The sequence below is a fragment of the Pseudomonas sp. W15Feb34 genome (assembly GCF_023127765.1).
Lineage (GTDB): Bacteria > Pseudomonadota > Gammaproteobacteria > Pseudomonadales > Pseudomonadaceae > Aquipseudomonas > Aquipseudomonas synxantha_A.
Genome location: NZ_SPKN01000047.1, coordinates 51,227 through 65,059, shown reverse-complemented (window position 1 = coordinate 65,059; position 13,833 = coordinate 51,227). Strand labels below are relative to the sequence as shown.

Sequence of the window (13,833 nt, the reverse complement as noted above, 5' to 3'; positions counted from 1 at the left end):
AGTACAATCGGCTGTCTCGTGGAACGACATATATGGTTTTAACTTGCGCCACCCGCGGCTGGGCGCATTACAGCCAAGTGAAGGCGGATTATGGTCGCAGTAGGAATATCTGGAGATTATGCCATGAGCACAGCCGAGAAAATTAGTATTGCCCTGCCGGCGGAGATGGTTCACGTGATCGCGCAAGGCCGAAGGCGGAATGGGTGCAGGTACACCCAGAGGCGAATGCCCTGTGGACCATCAACCCGCCGAGCCAGACAAAAACCTTCAGCGCCCTCATACTGCTCGACTCGCCATGCGTGCTTGACCTGCTTGCGGCTAACAGCAAGTCCCTCAACCTGAGTTTGGCAATAACGACTTCTCCCGCCACCTCGGCCCCGCAACTGGTGTTGCCGCTGGAAACCGAAGCACCATTCACTCCCCCCCCGAACAACAGGCTGAAAGCCCAGCACCGTTGACGCTACATGCCCCACTGCGCCTTAACCCGGCCGTGCAGCATGCCGTGATCAACACCCTCTACACTGCTCAGGCCTGCCCCGTCGCCGAAGGCCTGTTTGTGCCATTGCACGTACTCAAAAGCCAGGGCATAAAGGCCGCCACCGCTATCCGCGCCCTGAGTGAGGTGTCGATGCTGATTCGCTCGACGCAGCACCAAATGCCCACTCATACGCGCGAAGTCGATGGCCATACCACCACTGGTGTGATCCTCGACCCACGGTTTATCGCGGGACTGACGCCGATGACCGCAGTGCAAGCGGGCTCATGACATGTTGCGTCCCTATGAAATGCCCTGGCGTCGCGCCTATGGACTGTACGCGGCCATGGCCTGGGGCGGCGCACTGCTGTGATTGCTGGGAGCCCATCTGGCGGGCGTTTTACCGGCCCCCTGGCCTGGCCGCTCAATGCGGTCGGTCTGCTCATGGCCGTGTGCCGCTTAAGTCAGGCGCTGCGAGTGCTAACGCTGCGCGCTTCATTGGCCGGTCATGCCATGCAGCAACTGAACACGCAGCAACTGGCGCAGTGGTGCCCGGCACCGGAGCAGGTGTTTTTAGGCTTTGGCTTTGAATGGCAACCGCACCACTCCCCGCGCCTGTATAAACTGACCAAGCTCGATTGCCGCCAGGGGTTGGCTCCGCCCTGGGCGCTGCGCTGGCGTGCGCCTGGACTTCACCTTCAACTGGCAAAAACCCACCGAAATTGATGGGGCAGCAAGGGTGCATCGGTGGCGATGGTGATCACGATAGAACCCATGCCAGGTACGCCGACATTAACCGACCCGTCATAAGGCGAAGGCGTGTATTGCAATACGCTGCCAACCGGGTAACGCGCAAGGCGCTGCGCACGCCGTAGTTGGCCTGCACCAATGCGCCCACCGTCCAGCCGCCCTCTTCGGCGCTCAGCACGCGAGACGATGTACCAATTCCACTTTTGAACTCATGGCAAATCATGCCGTTGCCACCGCCCATACAGCCTTCCTGCACCGGCCCGCTGTGTGCATCCGCCAATGCTGCATGCACATGCTTGGCATGTGACGTGCTGGTCCCAGATATCGCTCAAGATGCCGTCGTAGGTTTCCAGCACCACCGGCATGCACCAGTAGGTGTGCTGCTTGCCCGTTTCACGCTCGGCGGCCACCAGTGCATCACGTACCACGCCAACGCTATGGGTGTTGGTATAGGCAATGGGCGTGGTCAGCAAACCTGCTTCGCAAATCCACTCCAGGCCGGTGGCGTCGCCATTGCCGTTCAGTACGTGCACGCCAGCGAAACACGGCGCCAGATGGGCCGCGACCGGGCGCGGCTCGATGATGGTCGTACGATTTATCGCAGCACCCATACGACAGCGACCTCCCCATCGTCAGTAACGTCCTTGGGTCGCCGAGCTTCATCTTATTTTTTCTTGCGCTCGGCCTTCTTAGCATAGGCGGATGAAATCAACGCCCGGCACGCTCGGCTTCCACGCCTGTATCACGACCACCCTGTATGTAACGACACTATGGCTGTTTACGGCGATTCAGGTCGCGCGAGCGGCCAGTCCGATCGATACCGTCACCAGCACTCAACGCCAGCAAGACCTCCAACTGAAAAGCTTGCAATCCCAGGCACTTGGAAAGCCGGATGCACTGACCGCAACGCCCCTGCCCTTCGCCAATGCGCTTAAGCTGCCGGAAGAATCACCCTGTTTCGTTATCCGCACTGTGGAGTGGAAAGGTGCAGATGATTTCGACTGGCTGGAGCGCGCGCCAGCGATCCTGGGGCACTGTGTGGGTGGCGAAGGGTTGACGGTTTATCGCCGTTGGTTAGCAGCACAACTGATGGCGCGCGGATACATCACTACCCAGGTGTTGATACCGGCTCAAGACCTGAGCAGCGGGCACTTGATCGTCCAACTTATCCCTGGGCGCATGGGCAAGATTGATCAGCAACCGGAATCGCTTGGCTGGCCAGGCATGGCCTTTCCCGCAGCCAAAGGCGAACTACTGAACGTACGTGACCTGGACCAGGCGTTGGAAAATGTGCGCCGTCTGCCAGGCCAGGCAGCGACGGCGCTGAATCTGATTCCGGGCGCCGACCTGGGTGAAAGCGATGTGATCATCCAGCAACCGCCGCAGGCACGTCGGGTGTTCGGCTTGCTGACCGTCGATAACAGCGGTATCGACGCCACGGGCCGTCACCAACTCGGTGGGATTGTCGCCATCGACTCGCCGGCCGGGCTTTACGACCAACTGCTGCTGACCTACAGCACCGACACCGACTTCAATAACCACACCCGTGGGTCTTCGGCTAAAAGCCTGGCCTGGAACGTGCCCGCAGGCTATGCCCTGCTGTCGTTCAGCGCCAGCGAGTGGACCAGCAAGCAAGCCTTATTCGAAGACCTCGGGGGACGCAGCATTGCGTTCAGCTCGCGCACCCGACGCGTCGATGCCGGGCTTGATTACGTGGTGAGTCGCTCCAATCGCAGCAAAAGTGTGCTCAACGCTCGCCTGGTCAATCGTGAGGATCGCGCCTGGGTTGCCTCCACCGAACTGCAGCAATTGCACCGGCAGATCACCAGCTATGAACTTGGCCTGACCCACCGCGCCAACCTGCGCTTTGGCAAACTAACGGCGCAGGCTGGTGCGCGCGGCTCACTGCCCGGACTCAGCAAGACGCCCGGCGCGCTCTATGAGCAACAGGACTGGAACGGTCGCTATCACCTGTTCACTGCCAAGGCGGCGTTTGAGATTCCGTTTGACCTGGGCGCAATGCGTTTGGGCTATCGCAACGCGCTGGTCTACCAATATGCGCCGGTGCCGGTGCCGTCGACCGAATACATGCAGATCGGCGGCCGCTACAGCGTGCGCGGCTTTGACGGTAACACCACCCTCGCCGGCCCCACCGGCTGGACCCTGCGCAATGAGCTGTCCATCACCGCCTTCAGTGGCAGCCAGGCGTATGCGGCACTCGATGCCGGTGCGGCGTCGCCGGTGGGCGGCCAGCAGCAAGGTCGACAGCCATTGATCGGCGCAGCTGTCGGTTTGCGCGGCAATGTCAGCCGCTTTGGTTACGACCTGGCCCTGGGCATGCCGATCAAGAGCAACGACGAGATGAACACCACCACGCCAACCCTCGATTTCTCCCTGAGCAGCCGCTTCTAGGCGAACACTTTTTCCCAGGGATGGGAATCCGAGTGCCACCCAGTGCACTCACCCGGCGCCCGCAGTCGCTACTGCGGGACGCCTCTTTAACCTTCAACTCTCGAGGTCTGTATGAACCCAATGATCCAACCAACTCGGCGCCCATCCAAGCGCACGCTGCTGGCCCTCGCATTAATGGGCAGCCTGCCGCTGTTGCAACACAATGCCCAAGCGCAACCCGCACTGACGCTGGATCCAAGCGCAGCCCAAAACGCCGCGTTGTCGCAGATCAACGACACGCCCGTGGTCAACATCGTCGCTGCGAACGCCGCAGGTGTATCCCACAACCGCTTCACCGAGTTCAATGTCGGCGCGTCCGGGCTGATCCTCAACAACAGCACCGCAGGCGCCCAAACCACCCTGGGCGGCGCCATTGCCGCTAATAGCCTGCTCAACGGGACCTCCGCCAGCGTCATTCTCAATGAAGTCACCGGTAAAACCGCCTCAAGTCTCAATGGCATGATTGAAGTTGCGGGGCCGAGCGCTCGTGTAATCATCGCCAACCCCAACGGCATCACCGCCAGCGGCGCTGGCTTTATCAACGCCAATCGCGTGTCGTTGGTAGCGGGCACGGCAGCATTGGACGCCAACGGCCAGGTGGCTCAATTGCAAACCGATCACGGCCAGATCCGCGTGGAAGGTGCTGGCCTTGACGCGTCCGGTGCCAATGAGGTCGACCTGGTCGCACGCACCCTGCAGATCAATGCGCAGTTGCAAGCCAAAAAGCTCAACGCCGTGGCCTTGAAAGGCGAAGTTGACGCGACGGCCCCGACCACTGTGCTCAAGCACCTCGGCGCCGACGGCCAAGCCGACATCGCTATTGATGTCGCCCAATTGGGCAGCATGCACGCAGACTCGATTCGCCTGCTCGGCAAGTCGGCCGGCGTAGGCGTGAACGTTCAAGGCAACGTCAAGGCCCTGACCGGCGACTTGAAGGTCACCGCCGATGGCAAGGTACAGATCGCTTCCACGGGCGTGTTGGACGCCAAACAGGCGCTGTCGATCGCTGGCGATCTGAGCAATCAGGGCGTGCTGCGCAATGGCGGCCCGTTGAGTTTGGTCGGCAACATCGACATCCAGGGTCCGATTCACTTCGGCGGCACGGCTGGGTCGGTTAACAATCTCAAGCCTGGCACTATAGTGACGGGTGGAGCCGCCTCCACAGGCGCTCAAAATGGTATAGGTGTGGTGATCAATCGCCCGGTCGCGTCACGCCCTTCCTATGTCGTCGCGCCGCCTGTATGGAGCAAGCCGGTGGTGAGCTACCCAGCGTTCAACTGGAGCGCCTATCCGTCGTTCGCCTTTAACACTGCGACAGGCCTGAAACAACCGACCCGCATCCTTCCGCAACCACGCTACTGGTAAAGCGCTTTAGCCGGGCGCGGTGGGTCATACCCGCCCGGTCATCCCGTAAGCGCCGCTGTTACTGCTCCCTGGACGATGACGAATGAAGCCTGGGGTTTCGGGCATGGTGCCAATCGCCCCGGTCCGTATCATTTGCCAATGGGCAAAGCCCTCGAAACCGCATTCACATCCCGCTTGCAAACATTCACTCGGCAAAAGCCCTGAGCACTGGGCTGGGAGACTCATGTCCGTCGATATCACTAAACACGGCTCAAAAGGCTTGATGTTTTTTCTCGCGCTGTCACTGACCGCAGCGCTCATGAACAGCAGCGCACCCACGCCGCTGTACCCGTTTTACCAAGAGCATCTGCAGATCAACGCTGTGGACCTGACGTTTATATTCGGCGCCTACGGTGCCGGTGTTTTGCTGGCTTTGACGACTCTGGCGCGCATCGCCGGCCATGTCAAAGACCAGCGTTTTTTGCTGCTCCCAGCCATTGCATTGGTGCTGGTCGGCGCCTGGCTGTGCGCTGAATGTGATTCGCTGTGGGCGCTGTGTGTAGCCCGTGCCATCTCGGGGCTTGGCGCAGGGATCATGACCACCGCGGTGAACGTGACGCTGGTACGGTTCGGCCCACTCGACAACGGCAAGTTGGCGGCGACGCTGGCCACCTTGGCAATGATCCTGGGGTTGGCTTTCGGCCCGGTACTCAGTGGCATGGCACTGCAACTGAATCTGTACCCGGCCAGCCTGCCCTTCTGGTCGATCATGGCCCTGGTCGCTGTCGCCGCCCTCGGCGTACTGGCGCTCTGGCCGCGCCATACCCTCCAGGCCCAAACCGCCGCTCATACAGTACAAGCGTCGCTACGTGAAGGCCTGCGGGGTATTGGTCGGCCCTTCCACTTGTGCGCATGGTCGGTGTTTTTCAGCTGGTCGTTCACGGCCTGCGTTTTCGTGATTGGCCCTGGCGCAGCCGAACAGCAACTGGGCTTGAGTGACCGCGGGATGTTTGGCTACAGCATGGCGGTGTACCTGTTGATCGCCGGGGCCAGCCAACTGTATTGCAAACGCCTGGATGCAGCGCGTGCATTGCGTTCTGGGTTGCTCGCCCAGTGTGCAGCCTTCCTGCTCCTGCTGACGGCCTTCTCGGTCCATTCGCTGACGCTCGCGGCGCTGGCCCTGGTAATCGGCGGCTACGCCTATGGCGCCATTTTTGTCGGCAGTGCGCGGCTGATCAATCAGCTGGCTCCCGCCAACTGCCACGCCAAGTTGGTGGCGTATTTCTATATGACCATCTACCTGTTCAACGCTGTGCCTATTCCACTTGGGCTGCTGGTGGACTCGATTGGGCTTACCCCGAGCGTGCTCGCCGCCTTGGTCCTCTTTCTGGGGCTCGGTGCCGTGCTGGCGATTCTGGCTACGCGGGTCCGATTCCCTCATGCGCATCAACAACCCGGTTGAGCGCTCGTCACCGTTGAACCCTCAGGGTTCTTAATTTTTTGCCTTACGTCAGTACCGGAATCATGAATAAAAAACTTAAAGTGTGCGTCACGATTGCTGCGGTGCTCGCCATTGGCGGCGCCGTCGGCCTGTACCGGCAGTCCACCTCTGCCCAACCTACCCAAACGTCGGCCGGAACAGCTGCGCCGGCCATCCAGGTGGCCGTCGCCACCGCCACGCAAGCCGATATGCCTAACACGCTGGCGGGTATCGGTGAACTGGAAGCCACCCGCCAAGTCATGGTCACCGCCGAAAGCGGCGGCCTGGTACGTGCCATTGCATTCCAACCCGGCGAGCGGGTGAAAGCCGGGCAAACCCTGGTGCAGCTCAACGATGCGCCGGAACAAGGCGAACTGGCCAGGCTTCAGGCCCAGGCCGCCAACGCCAAGGCCCAGTTACTGCGAACCCAGCGTTTGCTGCCTCAGCAGGCGGCGACGCAAGAGGAACTGGATCAAGTGCAGTCCGCCTACTCCCAGGCGCTGGCCGATATCGTGCGGATCAAGGCGCTGATCGATCAAAAACGCATCAAGGCGCCCTTCACCGGCGTGCTGGGTGTGCGCAAGGTCAACCTGGGCCAGTTCGTGCAGGCCGGCGATGCCATGGTGTCGCTGACCGACGCACAGACGCTGTACGCCAATATCACCCTGCCCGAACGTGCCCTGGCACAGCTCAAAACGGGCCAGGAGATGAGCGTCAGCGTAGACGCGTACCCGCAGCGCTTGTTCAAGGGCCACGTCAGCACCCTCGAACCACGTATCGACCCGGGCACCCGCACGGTGCTGGTCCAGGCCACGCTAGCGAATCCGGACAATCTGCTGTCACCCGGCATGTACGCCAATGGCGAAATCCATCTGCCAGCCAAAAAAGATGTCATCAGCGTGCCCGAAACGGCTGTGAGCTACAGCGCCTACGGTGATTTTGTCTACGTGGTCGAGGGCGCCGATACGCAGCTGACCAACACGGTACGCCAGGTCTACGTGAAGACCGGCGAACGCTCCGAAGGCCGGGTCGTGCTGCTTGACGGCGTGAAGGCCGGTGATCGCGTGGTCACCTCCGGTCAGTTGCGCTTGAGCAGCGGCGCCCTGGTACGCATCGCGCTCAAGGACACCGTAGGGCTCGACCAGGCCTCGAGCCGCTGATACACCAAGGATCTGAAAAATGAAATTCACCGACTTGTTCGTGCGGCGCCCGGTGTTGGCGCTGGTGGTCAGCACCCTGATTTTATTGATGGGGCTGCTGGCCATAAACAACCTGCCGATTCGTCAGTACCCCTTGACGGAAAGCTCCACGCTGACGATCACCACCCAGTACCCCGGTGCTTCGCCGCAACTGATGCAGGGCTTCGTCACCCAGGCCATCGCGCAATCTGTCGCTACGGTGGAAGACGTCGACTACATGAGTTCTACGTCGACCCAGGGCAAAAGCGTGATCACTGTGCGCATGAAGCTCAACGCCGACTCCAACAAGGCCATGACCCAGGTGATGGCCAAGGTCAACGAGGTCAAATACCGCTTGCCGGAGCAGGCTTACGACCCGGTGATTGTGAAATCCTCCGGTGAAGCCACAGCCGTGGCCTATGTGGGTTTTTCCAGCCCGACCCTGTCCACCGCCGCACTCTCGGACTACTTGCAGCGCGTGGTGCAACCGCAACTGTCTTCCATCGAAGGGGTCGGCAGCATCAACCTCAGCGGCGGGCAGACAATGGCCATGCGTATCTGGCTGGATGCCAATCGCATGGCCGCCCATGGTATTTCCGGCAGCGATGTGGCCCAGGCCCTGTTGAATAACAACGTGCAGGCTGCGCCCGGTCAGGCCAAGGGTTTGTATGTGGTGTCGGACATTCAGATCAACACCGACCTGGTCGATGTCGCCGAGTTTCGCCAGTTGGTGGTCAAGTCCAGCGCTGCCGGTGTGGTGCACCTGAATGATATCGCTACCGTGGAACTGGGCGCCGCGTCCACCGACACCAGCGCCACCATGGACGGTGTTCAAGCAGTGTTTTTCGGCCTGAATGCCGCGCCCAATGCCAACCCGCTGGTGATCGTCAAGAAGGTAAATGAATTGCTGCCGGGGATCCGCGCCAACCTGCCGCCGGACGTGAAAGTCGCTGTGCCGTTTGAGCTGGCACGTTTTATCAGCGCATCGATTGATGAAGTACTCGGTACGCTGGGCGAAGCCATCGCCATCGTGGTGCTGGTGATTTTCTTGAGCCTGGGTTCGGCGCGGGCAGTGATCATTCCGGTGGTCACCATTCCCTTGTCGATGTTGGGTGCGGCCGCGTTCATGTCAATGTTCGGGTTCAGCATTAACTTGCTGACCTTGCTGGCGATGGTATTGGCTATCGGCCTGGTGGTGGATGACGCGATCATTGTGGTGGAGAACGTTCACCGTCATATCGAAGAAGGCAAGTCTCCCACATATGCAGCCCTGCTGGGCGCACGTGAGGTGGCAGCGCCGGTGATTGCGATGACCCTGACGCTGGCGGCCGTGTATGCGCCCATAGGCCTCATGGGCGGGCTGACCGGCTCGCTGTTCAAGGAGTTCGCCTTCACCTTGGCCGGCTCGGTGGTGGTCTCAGGCATTATCGCGCTTACGCTGTCGCCGGTCATGAGCTCACTGCTGCTCAACAGCCAGATGAACGAAGGCTGGATGGCGCGCAAGGCCGAGAGATTCTTTCACCGTCTCGGCAGCGCGTATGGCCGGGTGCTGGATCTGTCGCTGCACCACCGTTGGGTCACGTTTACGATTGCGGTCATCGTGCTGATCAGCGTTCCCTGGCTATACAGCCGTGCCCAGACCGAACTGGCGCCCACCGAGGACCAGTCCACGGTGCTGACGGCCATCAAGTCTCCACAAAACGCCAACATCGACTACGTCGAGAAGTTCGGCAAACAGTGGAACGAAGCCATGGGGACATTGCCGGAGCAGAGCAACCTGTGGCTGGTCAACGGCAGCAACGGCGTATCCAACAGCATCGGCGGGGGCAACTTCGTCGATTGGGAAAAACGCGAGCGCAACGCCGACCAGATTCAGGGCGATATGCAGAACCGCGCCAACACCATCGAGGGCAGCAACGTCTTTGCCTTCCAGTTGCCTTCACTGCCAGGCTCGACCGGTGGCCTGCCGGTACAGATGGTGATCAAGAGCGCCGGTGACTACAGCGTGGTCTATGAGGCGATGGAAGCGCTCAAACACGCCGCACGTGAAAGCGGTTTGTTCATGGTCGTGGACAGCGACCTGGACTACAACAACTCGGTGATCAAGATCAAAGTCGACCGCACCAAGGCCAACAGCCTGGGCGTAACCATGAAGGACCTGGGTGACACCCTGGCGGTGCTGGTGGGCGAAAACTACGTCAACCGCTTCGCCATGGACGGTCGCTCCTATGATGTGATCCCGCAGAGCCTGCGCGGCGAGCGGCTGACGCCCGAAGCGCTGTCACGCTTTTATGTAACCAGCGCCACCGGTGGCCAAGTACCGCTGTCCAACCTGGTCAGCGTCTCGACCGGCGTCGAGCCCAATCAACTGACCCAGTTCGACCAGCTCAATTCGGCGATCTTCCAGGCGATCCCCAACCCGGGCGTGGCCATGGGCGACGCGGTGAAGTTCCTCGAGGCGCGAGCCAAACTGCTGCCGCCGGGTTTCACCTACGACTGGCTTTCGGATGCACGCCAATACCATCAGGAAAGCGGCGCGCTGGTGATGGCGTTCCTGTTCGCAATCATCGTGATCTACCTGGTACTCGCTGCGCAGTATGAAAGCCTGCGTGACCCGTTGATCATTCTGATAAGCGTGCCGATGTCGATTTGCGGTGCCTTGATTCCACTGGCCCTGGGCATGGCGACTATCAATATCTACACGCAGATCGGCCTGGTGACCCTGATCGGTCTGATCAGCAAACACGGCATCCTGATGGTGGAGTTCGCCAATGAGATGCAGGTCAAGCAGGGTCTGGATCGTCGTGAGGCAATTCTGCACTCGGCGAAGATGCGCTTGCGGCCGATCCTGATGACCACGGCGGCGATGGTGGCCGGCTTGATTCCCCTGCTGTTCGCCTCCGGTGCTGGCGCCCACAGCCGTTATGACCTGGGCCTGGTGATCGTCGTGGGCATGTTGGTGGGCACGCTGTTTACCTTGCTGGTTTTGCCGACCATGTATTCGTTCATTGCCGTCGACCATCGTATTGCGGCCACCACACCCCGCGCCCGTGCGCTGGCCGCTGCCGATGCAGCCGACGCCGCCACGACCCAGACGGTGTAAGGAGACATATATGCACCCCTTTAATACCTTCGTGATTCGCCCGCTCGCGCTGCTGGTCTGCTCGGCCTGGATGACGGGCTGTACCGTCGGCCCGGACTACCGGGCCAGTAACGAGCCCGCAGTAGAGCTGACTCAAAGCCCCGATACCGCGCTGTATAGCAGCACCCGCGTGCAACAGGATTGGTGGCGACAATTCCAGGACCCACAACTGGATGCGCTGATCGATCAAGCGCTGGCGCGTAACCATGACCTGCGCATCGCCCAGGCCCGGTTGCTGGAGGCACGTGCGGTGCTGGATCAGCGTCAGTTGGACCAACTGCCAACGGTGACCGCCAGCGGGGCTTATTCCCGTAGCCTGTCCCAGGCCAACCCCGGCCCGAGCGGTGAGCGCAACCTGGCCAAGACCTATCAGGCCGGCCTGGATGCGCAGTGGGAGCTGGACCTGTTCGGCAGGCTGCAGCGCCTGTCGCAGGCGTCTTCGGCACGCGCTGAGGCCGTCGCGGCGGACCTGGCGCAAACCCGTATCGTAGTGACCGCCGACGTGGCGCGTCACTACTTTGAACTGCGCGGAGCGCAACGGCAGTTAGCGGTGGCCCAGGCCAACCTGAGTAATCAGGAAAAAACCGTGGCGCTGGTCCAGGGCCGCGTGGATGCCGGGCGCGGCACCGCCGACGAACTGGCCAGCGCCCTGGCCGAGCGCGCACGGGTGCAAGCCACATTGCCGAGTCTGGAAACCCGTCAAGCGCTCAGCCGTTATCGGCTCGCCGTACTCACGGGCTCGCGGCCCAATGAGCTGCAAGCGCTGACCGACCTGAAACCCTTGCCGGCACTGGTCACACGCTTGCCGATTGGCCAGATAAGTGACTTGCTGCGCCAGCGTCCCGATGTCGCCAGCGCCGAACGCGCTTTGGCGGCGTCGAATGCGGACATTGGCGCGGTGACGGCCGAGCTTTACCCACGGATCGACCTGGGCGGCTTTCTCGGCTTTGTGGCCTTGCGCGGTGGGGATTTTGGCGACAGCGGCAGCCGCGCGTTCAGCGTAATGCCCTCGGTCAGTTGGCCGGCGCTGCATTTGGCCAGTGTCAAGGCAAGGCAGCGCGAGGCGCAGGCGCGTGAAGTGGGTGTCCAAGCGCGTTATGAGCAAGTGGTGCTGAATGCAATTGAGGAAACCGAGGGCGCGCTGACGACCTATAGCCTGTCGCAGCAACGGGTTCGTAGCCTGGCTGAGGCAGTTGCGCAAAGTGAGCGTGCAGCTCGACTGGCACATGCGCGTTATGAAGCAGGTAGCGCGGCGTATCTGGTAGAACTGGATGCTCAGCGCACGCAACTGAATGCACAGGATGCGCTGACTCAGGCAGAGACCGCATCGTATCTCAATGTGGTGCAGCTTTATAAAGCGCTGGGTGGCGGCTGGCTTGCACCTCAATCAAGCGTATCGAACTGAGAGAATCTGCTGCCACCCATCCTGGTTGGCAGCTTTCATCCTGGTGAGCGAATAGTCGTATTAACCGTACGTTATTAGCTTTAGGAAAAATACTGATAGAGAAGCATACGAGTTAGTCACCTACAGACATTTTTCAAGTGATACCGGAAAGCTAATTATAGATGATATTAACCACTACACCTGCAGCAAACTTCCCGACCTTGGCTGCAGGCGAGACCCACTTCAACTGAGCCTCATACTCTTTAGAGCTGGACAAAGCACTTTCTTTATTCGAAAAAATAAATGGGGAACCATAATTTATTAGCTTATTCGCCGAAACATCAAAAACACTTATCCCAACCGACTTATTGCTATCCGGCACTAACACATTCAAATCCTGCACAACGCCATCAATAGCATTTATCGACAAGTTCACACCATAGGCTGAACTGCACGCGCGATTTTCAGTGATAGTAAATGCAATACTTTTAACCACCTCACCCTGCTTTGAGTTATTAAGATATACTTTCCCGAAGTCAATATTATTAGGACTGATTGACAGCCTTGACTCACAGGGCTCGTATTTGAGCCCGCTAATTCCGCTCAGTGTTGGCGCCACTGTCCTAGGGGAGCCTAGGCCACCAGCACCGTCGAATTGAAATGCAATCACATTATTAGTCGTGGATAGATTTCCTGTTTTCAGCGTTGCAGGTAGCGTTTTCTTATATAAGAATACCGAATAGGTCAGGACCGCAGAGTAAGTACTTTCTGGACATCCGGTAGCTCTGAAACACCTGGGGACCATTAGGTCTGTTTTGATTTTTTTGGTTTCTGGATATCTATAATATTGCCCCATAAACTCTATACCCAAGCCCACCTCAGACCCTAGTTCCACCGCCTTTGGGTTTAAATAAAAGTATATATATTCATCAGAATATGTGGTCCTTTCTGCCCAACATCTCAGGGTGATGGTTGTCGGGTTCGCCGGCCTCCAAACATCACTATTTTGTGCCATGACACTAGGAATCGCTGCAGGGCTGACAATAGCCATATTTGTAGAGTCCCCCGTTGCATCGCATGTAACCGCACTGCACTCTCTACTACAAACAGCAGTCAACACCGCAAGAGCCGCATAGGCGAATTGTTTTTTCGAAACCCCACCTAGTTTATATCTCGACTGAAAATTCAAATTTAGCCTACCCGGGTTAAAAATTAATCATTAGCTAGCCTAACACGATCAATCACCTGCTCAATCAGTAAAAGCCACCTCCAGGCTACGACAAATCTCTTGATTTGCGCGACTTATCCTACAAGCCAGCGCCGCGGGAGAAGTTCTTATTTATAAGCTTTGATAGCATCTTCTATCCTTTGCATAAACGCGAAAACCCCTTAAGATTCGTAGAAATATCTTACACCGGAAAGTGAATATCCCCACATCCCCAACCCATTTAAAGGCCGAACAATTAAAACTATCGAGACTTATAGACCAACCTAATGACACGTACTATTATTTTCCTACAGCAATTAACACTTTCAACTAGAGCAACAGCGGACGGAGTGTACATACCCGCAAGCTCCGCCATTCAACTACCAACGACGCCGAATGTATCAAGCAACATTCAAATAGGG

12 protein-coding genes are annotated in these 13,833 nt (G+C 59.0%); 9 read left to right on the top strand and 3 right to left on the bottom strand.

The genetic code is table 11. The features are described from left to right. Positions 1–203: 203 nt before the first annotated feature. From E4O97_RS25325 to E4O97_RS25315, 3 genes are all read left to right on the top strand, one after another. A complete protein-coding gene (locus tag E4O97_RS25325; RefSeq protein ID WP_248162585.1) occupies positions 204–458 on the top strand; it encodes a hypothetical protein in 255 nt (84 codons plus the stop codon). Next, the gene (locus E4O97_RS25320) at positions 455–766 is read left to right on the top strand and encodes a hypothetical protein (protein ID WP_170037290.1); all 312 of its coding nucleotides are present in this window, start codon (positions 455–457) and stop codon (positions 764–766) included. Before E4O97_RS25325 ends, E4O97_RS25320 begins: the two co-directional genes overlap by 4 nt. Before the next feature lie 186 nt (positions 767–952). Further along, a complete protein-coding gene (locus E4O97_RS25315; RefSeq protein WP_248130122.1) occupies positions 953–1,201 on the top strand; it encodes a hypothetical protein in 249 nt (82 codons plus the stop codon). Positions 1,202–1,235: 34 nt separating this feature from the next. Here the strand turns inward: E4O97_RS25315 and E4O97_RS27590 are convergent, their stop codons facing one another. Both E4O97_RS27590 and E4O97_RS27585 read right to left on the bottom strand, forming a co-directional pair. Continuing rightward, positions 1,236–1,481, bottom strand: a complete 246-nt coding sequence (locus E4O97_RS27590; protein WP_253201687.1) for a P1 family peptidase — start codon at positions 1,479–1,481, stop codon at positions 1,236–1,238. Continuing rightward, positions 1,435–1,836, bottom strand: coding sequence for a P1 family peptidase (locus tag E4O97_RS27585; RefSeq protein ID WP_253201685.1), 402 nt, complete (start codon positions 1,834–1,836; stop codon positions 1,435–1,437). Before E4O97_RS27585 ends, E4O97_RS27590 begins: the two co-directional genes overlap by 47 nt. Before the next feature lie 91 nt (positions 1,837–1,927). On the opposite strand from E4O97_RS27585, the gene E4O97_RS25305 reads away from it, so the two are divergent. The 6 genes from E4O97_RS25305 (at position 1,928) to E4O97_RS25280 (ending at position 12,225) form a co-directional block, all read left to right on the top strand. After that, the gene (locus E4O97_RS25305; RefSeq protein WP_216091374.1) at positions 1,928–3,637 is read left to right on the top strand and encodes a ShlB/FhaC/HecB family hemolysin secretion/activation protein; all 1,710 of its coding nucleotides are present in this window, start codon (positions 1,928–1,930) and stop codon (positions 3,635–3,637) included. A 111-nt stretch (positions 3,638–3,748) separates the two neighbouring features. Then, on the top strand, positions 3,749–5,041 hold the full coding sequence (locus tag E4O97_RS25300; RefSeq protein ID WP_248162583.1) for a filamentous hemagglutinin N-terminal domain-containing protein: 1,293 nt from the start codon (positions 3,749–3,751) through the stop codon (positions 5,039–5,041). 223 nt (positions 5,042–5,264) lie between these two features. After that, on the top strand, positions 5,265–6,482 hold the full coding sequence (locus E4O97_RS25295) for an MFS transporter (protein WP_248162576.1): 1,218 nt from the start codon (positions 5,265–5,267) through the stop codon (positions 6,480–6,482). Positions 6,483–6,544: 62 nt separating this feature from the next. Next, positions 6,545–7,660, top strand: a complete 1,116-nt coding sequence (locus tag E4O97_RS25290; RefSeq protein WP_216091371.1) for an efflux RND transporter periplasmic adaptor subunit — start codon at positions 6,545–6,547, stop codon at positions 7,658–7,660. Between the two features lie 19 nt (positions 7,661–7,679). Next, on the top strand, positions 7,680–10,781 hold the full coding sequence (locus tag E4O97_RS25285; protein WP_248162574.1) for a MexW/MexI family multidrug efflux RND transporter permease subunit: 3,102 nt from the start codon (positions 7,680–7,682) through the stop codon (positions 10,779–10,781). Positions 10,782–10,791: 10 nt separating this feature from the next. Beyond that, the gene (locus E4O97_RS25280) at positions 10,792–12,225 is read left to right on the top strand and encodes a TolC family protein (protein ID WP_216091369.1); all 1,434 of its coding nucleotides are present in this window, start codon (positions 10,792–10,794) and stop codon (positions 12,223–12,225) included. Between the two features lie 151 nt (positions 12,226–12,376). Here the strand turns inward: E4O97_RS25280 and E4O97_RS25275 are convergent, their stop codons facing one another. Continuing rightward, entirely contained in the window at positions 12,377–13,255 is an 879-nt protein-coding gene (locus E4O97_RS25275; protein WP_216091368.1) for a fimbrial protein, read from the bottom strand. Positions 13,256–13,833: the final 578 nt, after the last annotated feature.

What these genes read in the sequence shown, in the direction of transcription:
- E4O97_RS25275 (WP_216091368.1), bottom strand. Translation starts at nt 13,255, where the DNA reads ATGGCTATTGTCAGCCCTGCAGCGATTCCTAGTGTCATGGCACAAAAT.
- E4O97_RS25285 (WP_248162574.1), top strand. Translation starts at nt 7,680, where the DNA reads ATGAAATTCACCGACTTGTTCGTGCGGCGCCCGGTGTTGGCGCTGGTG.
- E4O97_RS25300 (WP_248162583.1), top strand. Translation starts at nt 3,749, where the DNA reads ATGAACCCAATGATCCAACCAACTCGGCGCCCATCCAAGCGCACGCTG.
- E4O97_RS25290 (WP_216091371.1), top strand. Translation starts at nt 6,545, where the DNA reads ATGAATAAAAAACTTAAAGTGTGCGTCACGATTGCTGCGGTGCTCGCC.
- E4O97_RS27585 (WP_253201685.1), bottom strand. Translation starts at nt 1,836, where the DNA reads ATGGGTGCTGCGATAAATCGTACGACCATCATCGAGCCGCGCCCGGTC.
- E4O97_RS25305 (WP_216091374.1), top strand. Translation starts at nt 1,928, where the DNA reads ATGAAATCAACGCCCGGCACGCTCGGCTTCCACGCCTGTATCACGACC.
- E4O97_RS25295 (WP_248162576.1), top strand. Translation starts at nt 5,265, where the DNA reads ATGTCCGTCGATATCACTAAACACGGCTCAAAAGGCTTGATGTTTTTT.
- E4O97_RS25280 (WP_216091369.1), top strand. Translation starts at nt 10,792, where the DNA reads ATGCACCCCTTTAATACCTTCGTGATTCGCCCGCTCGCGCTGCTGGTC.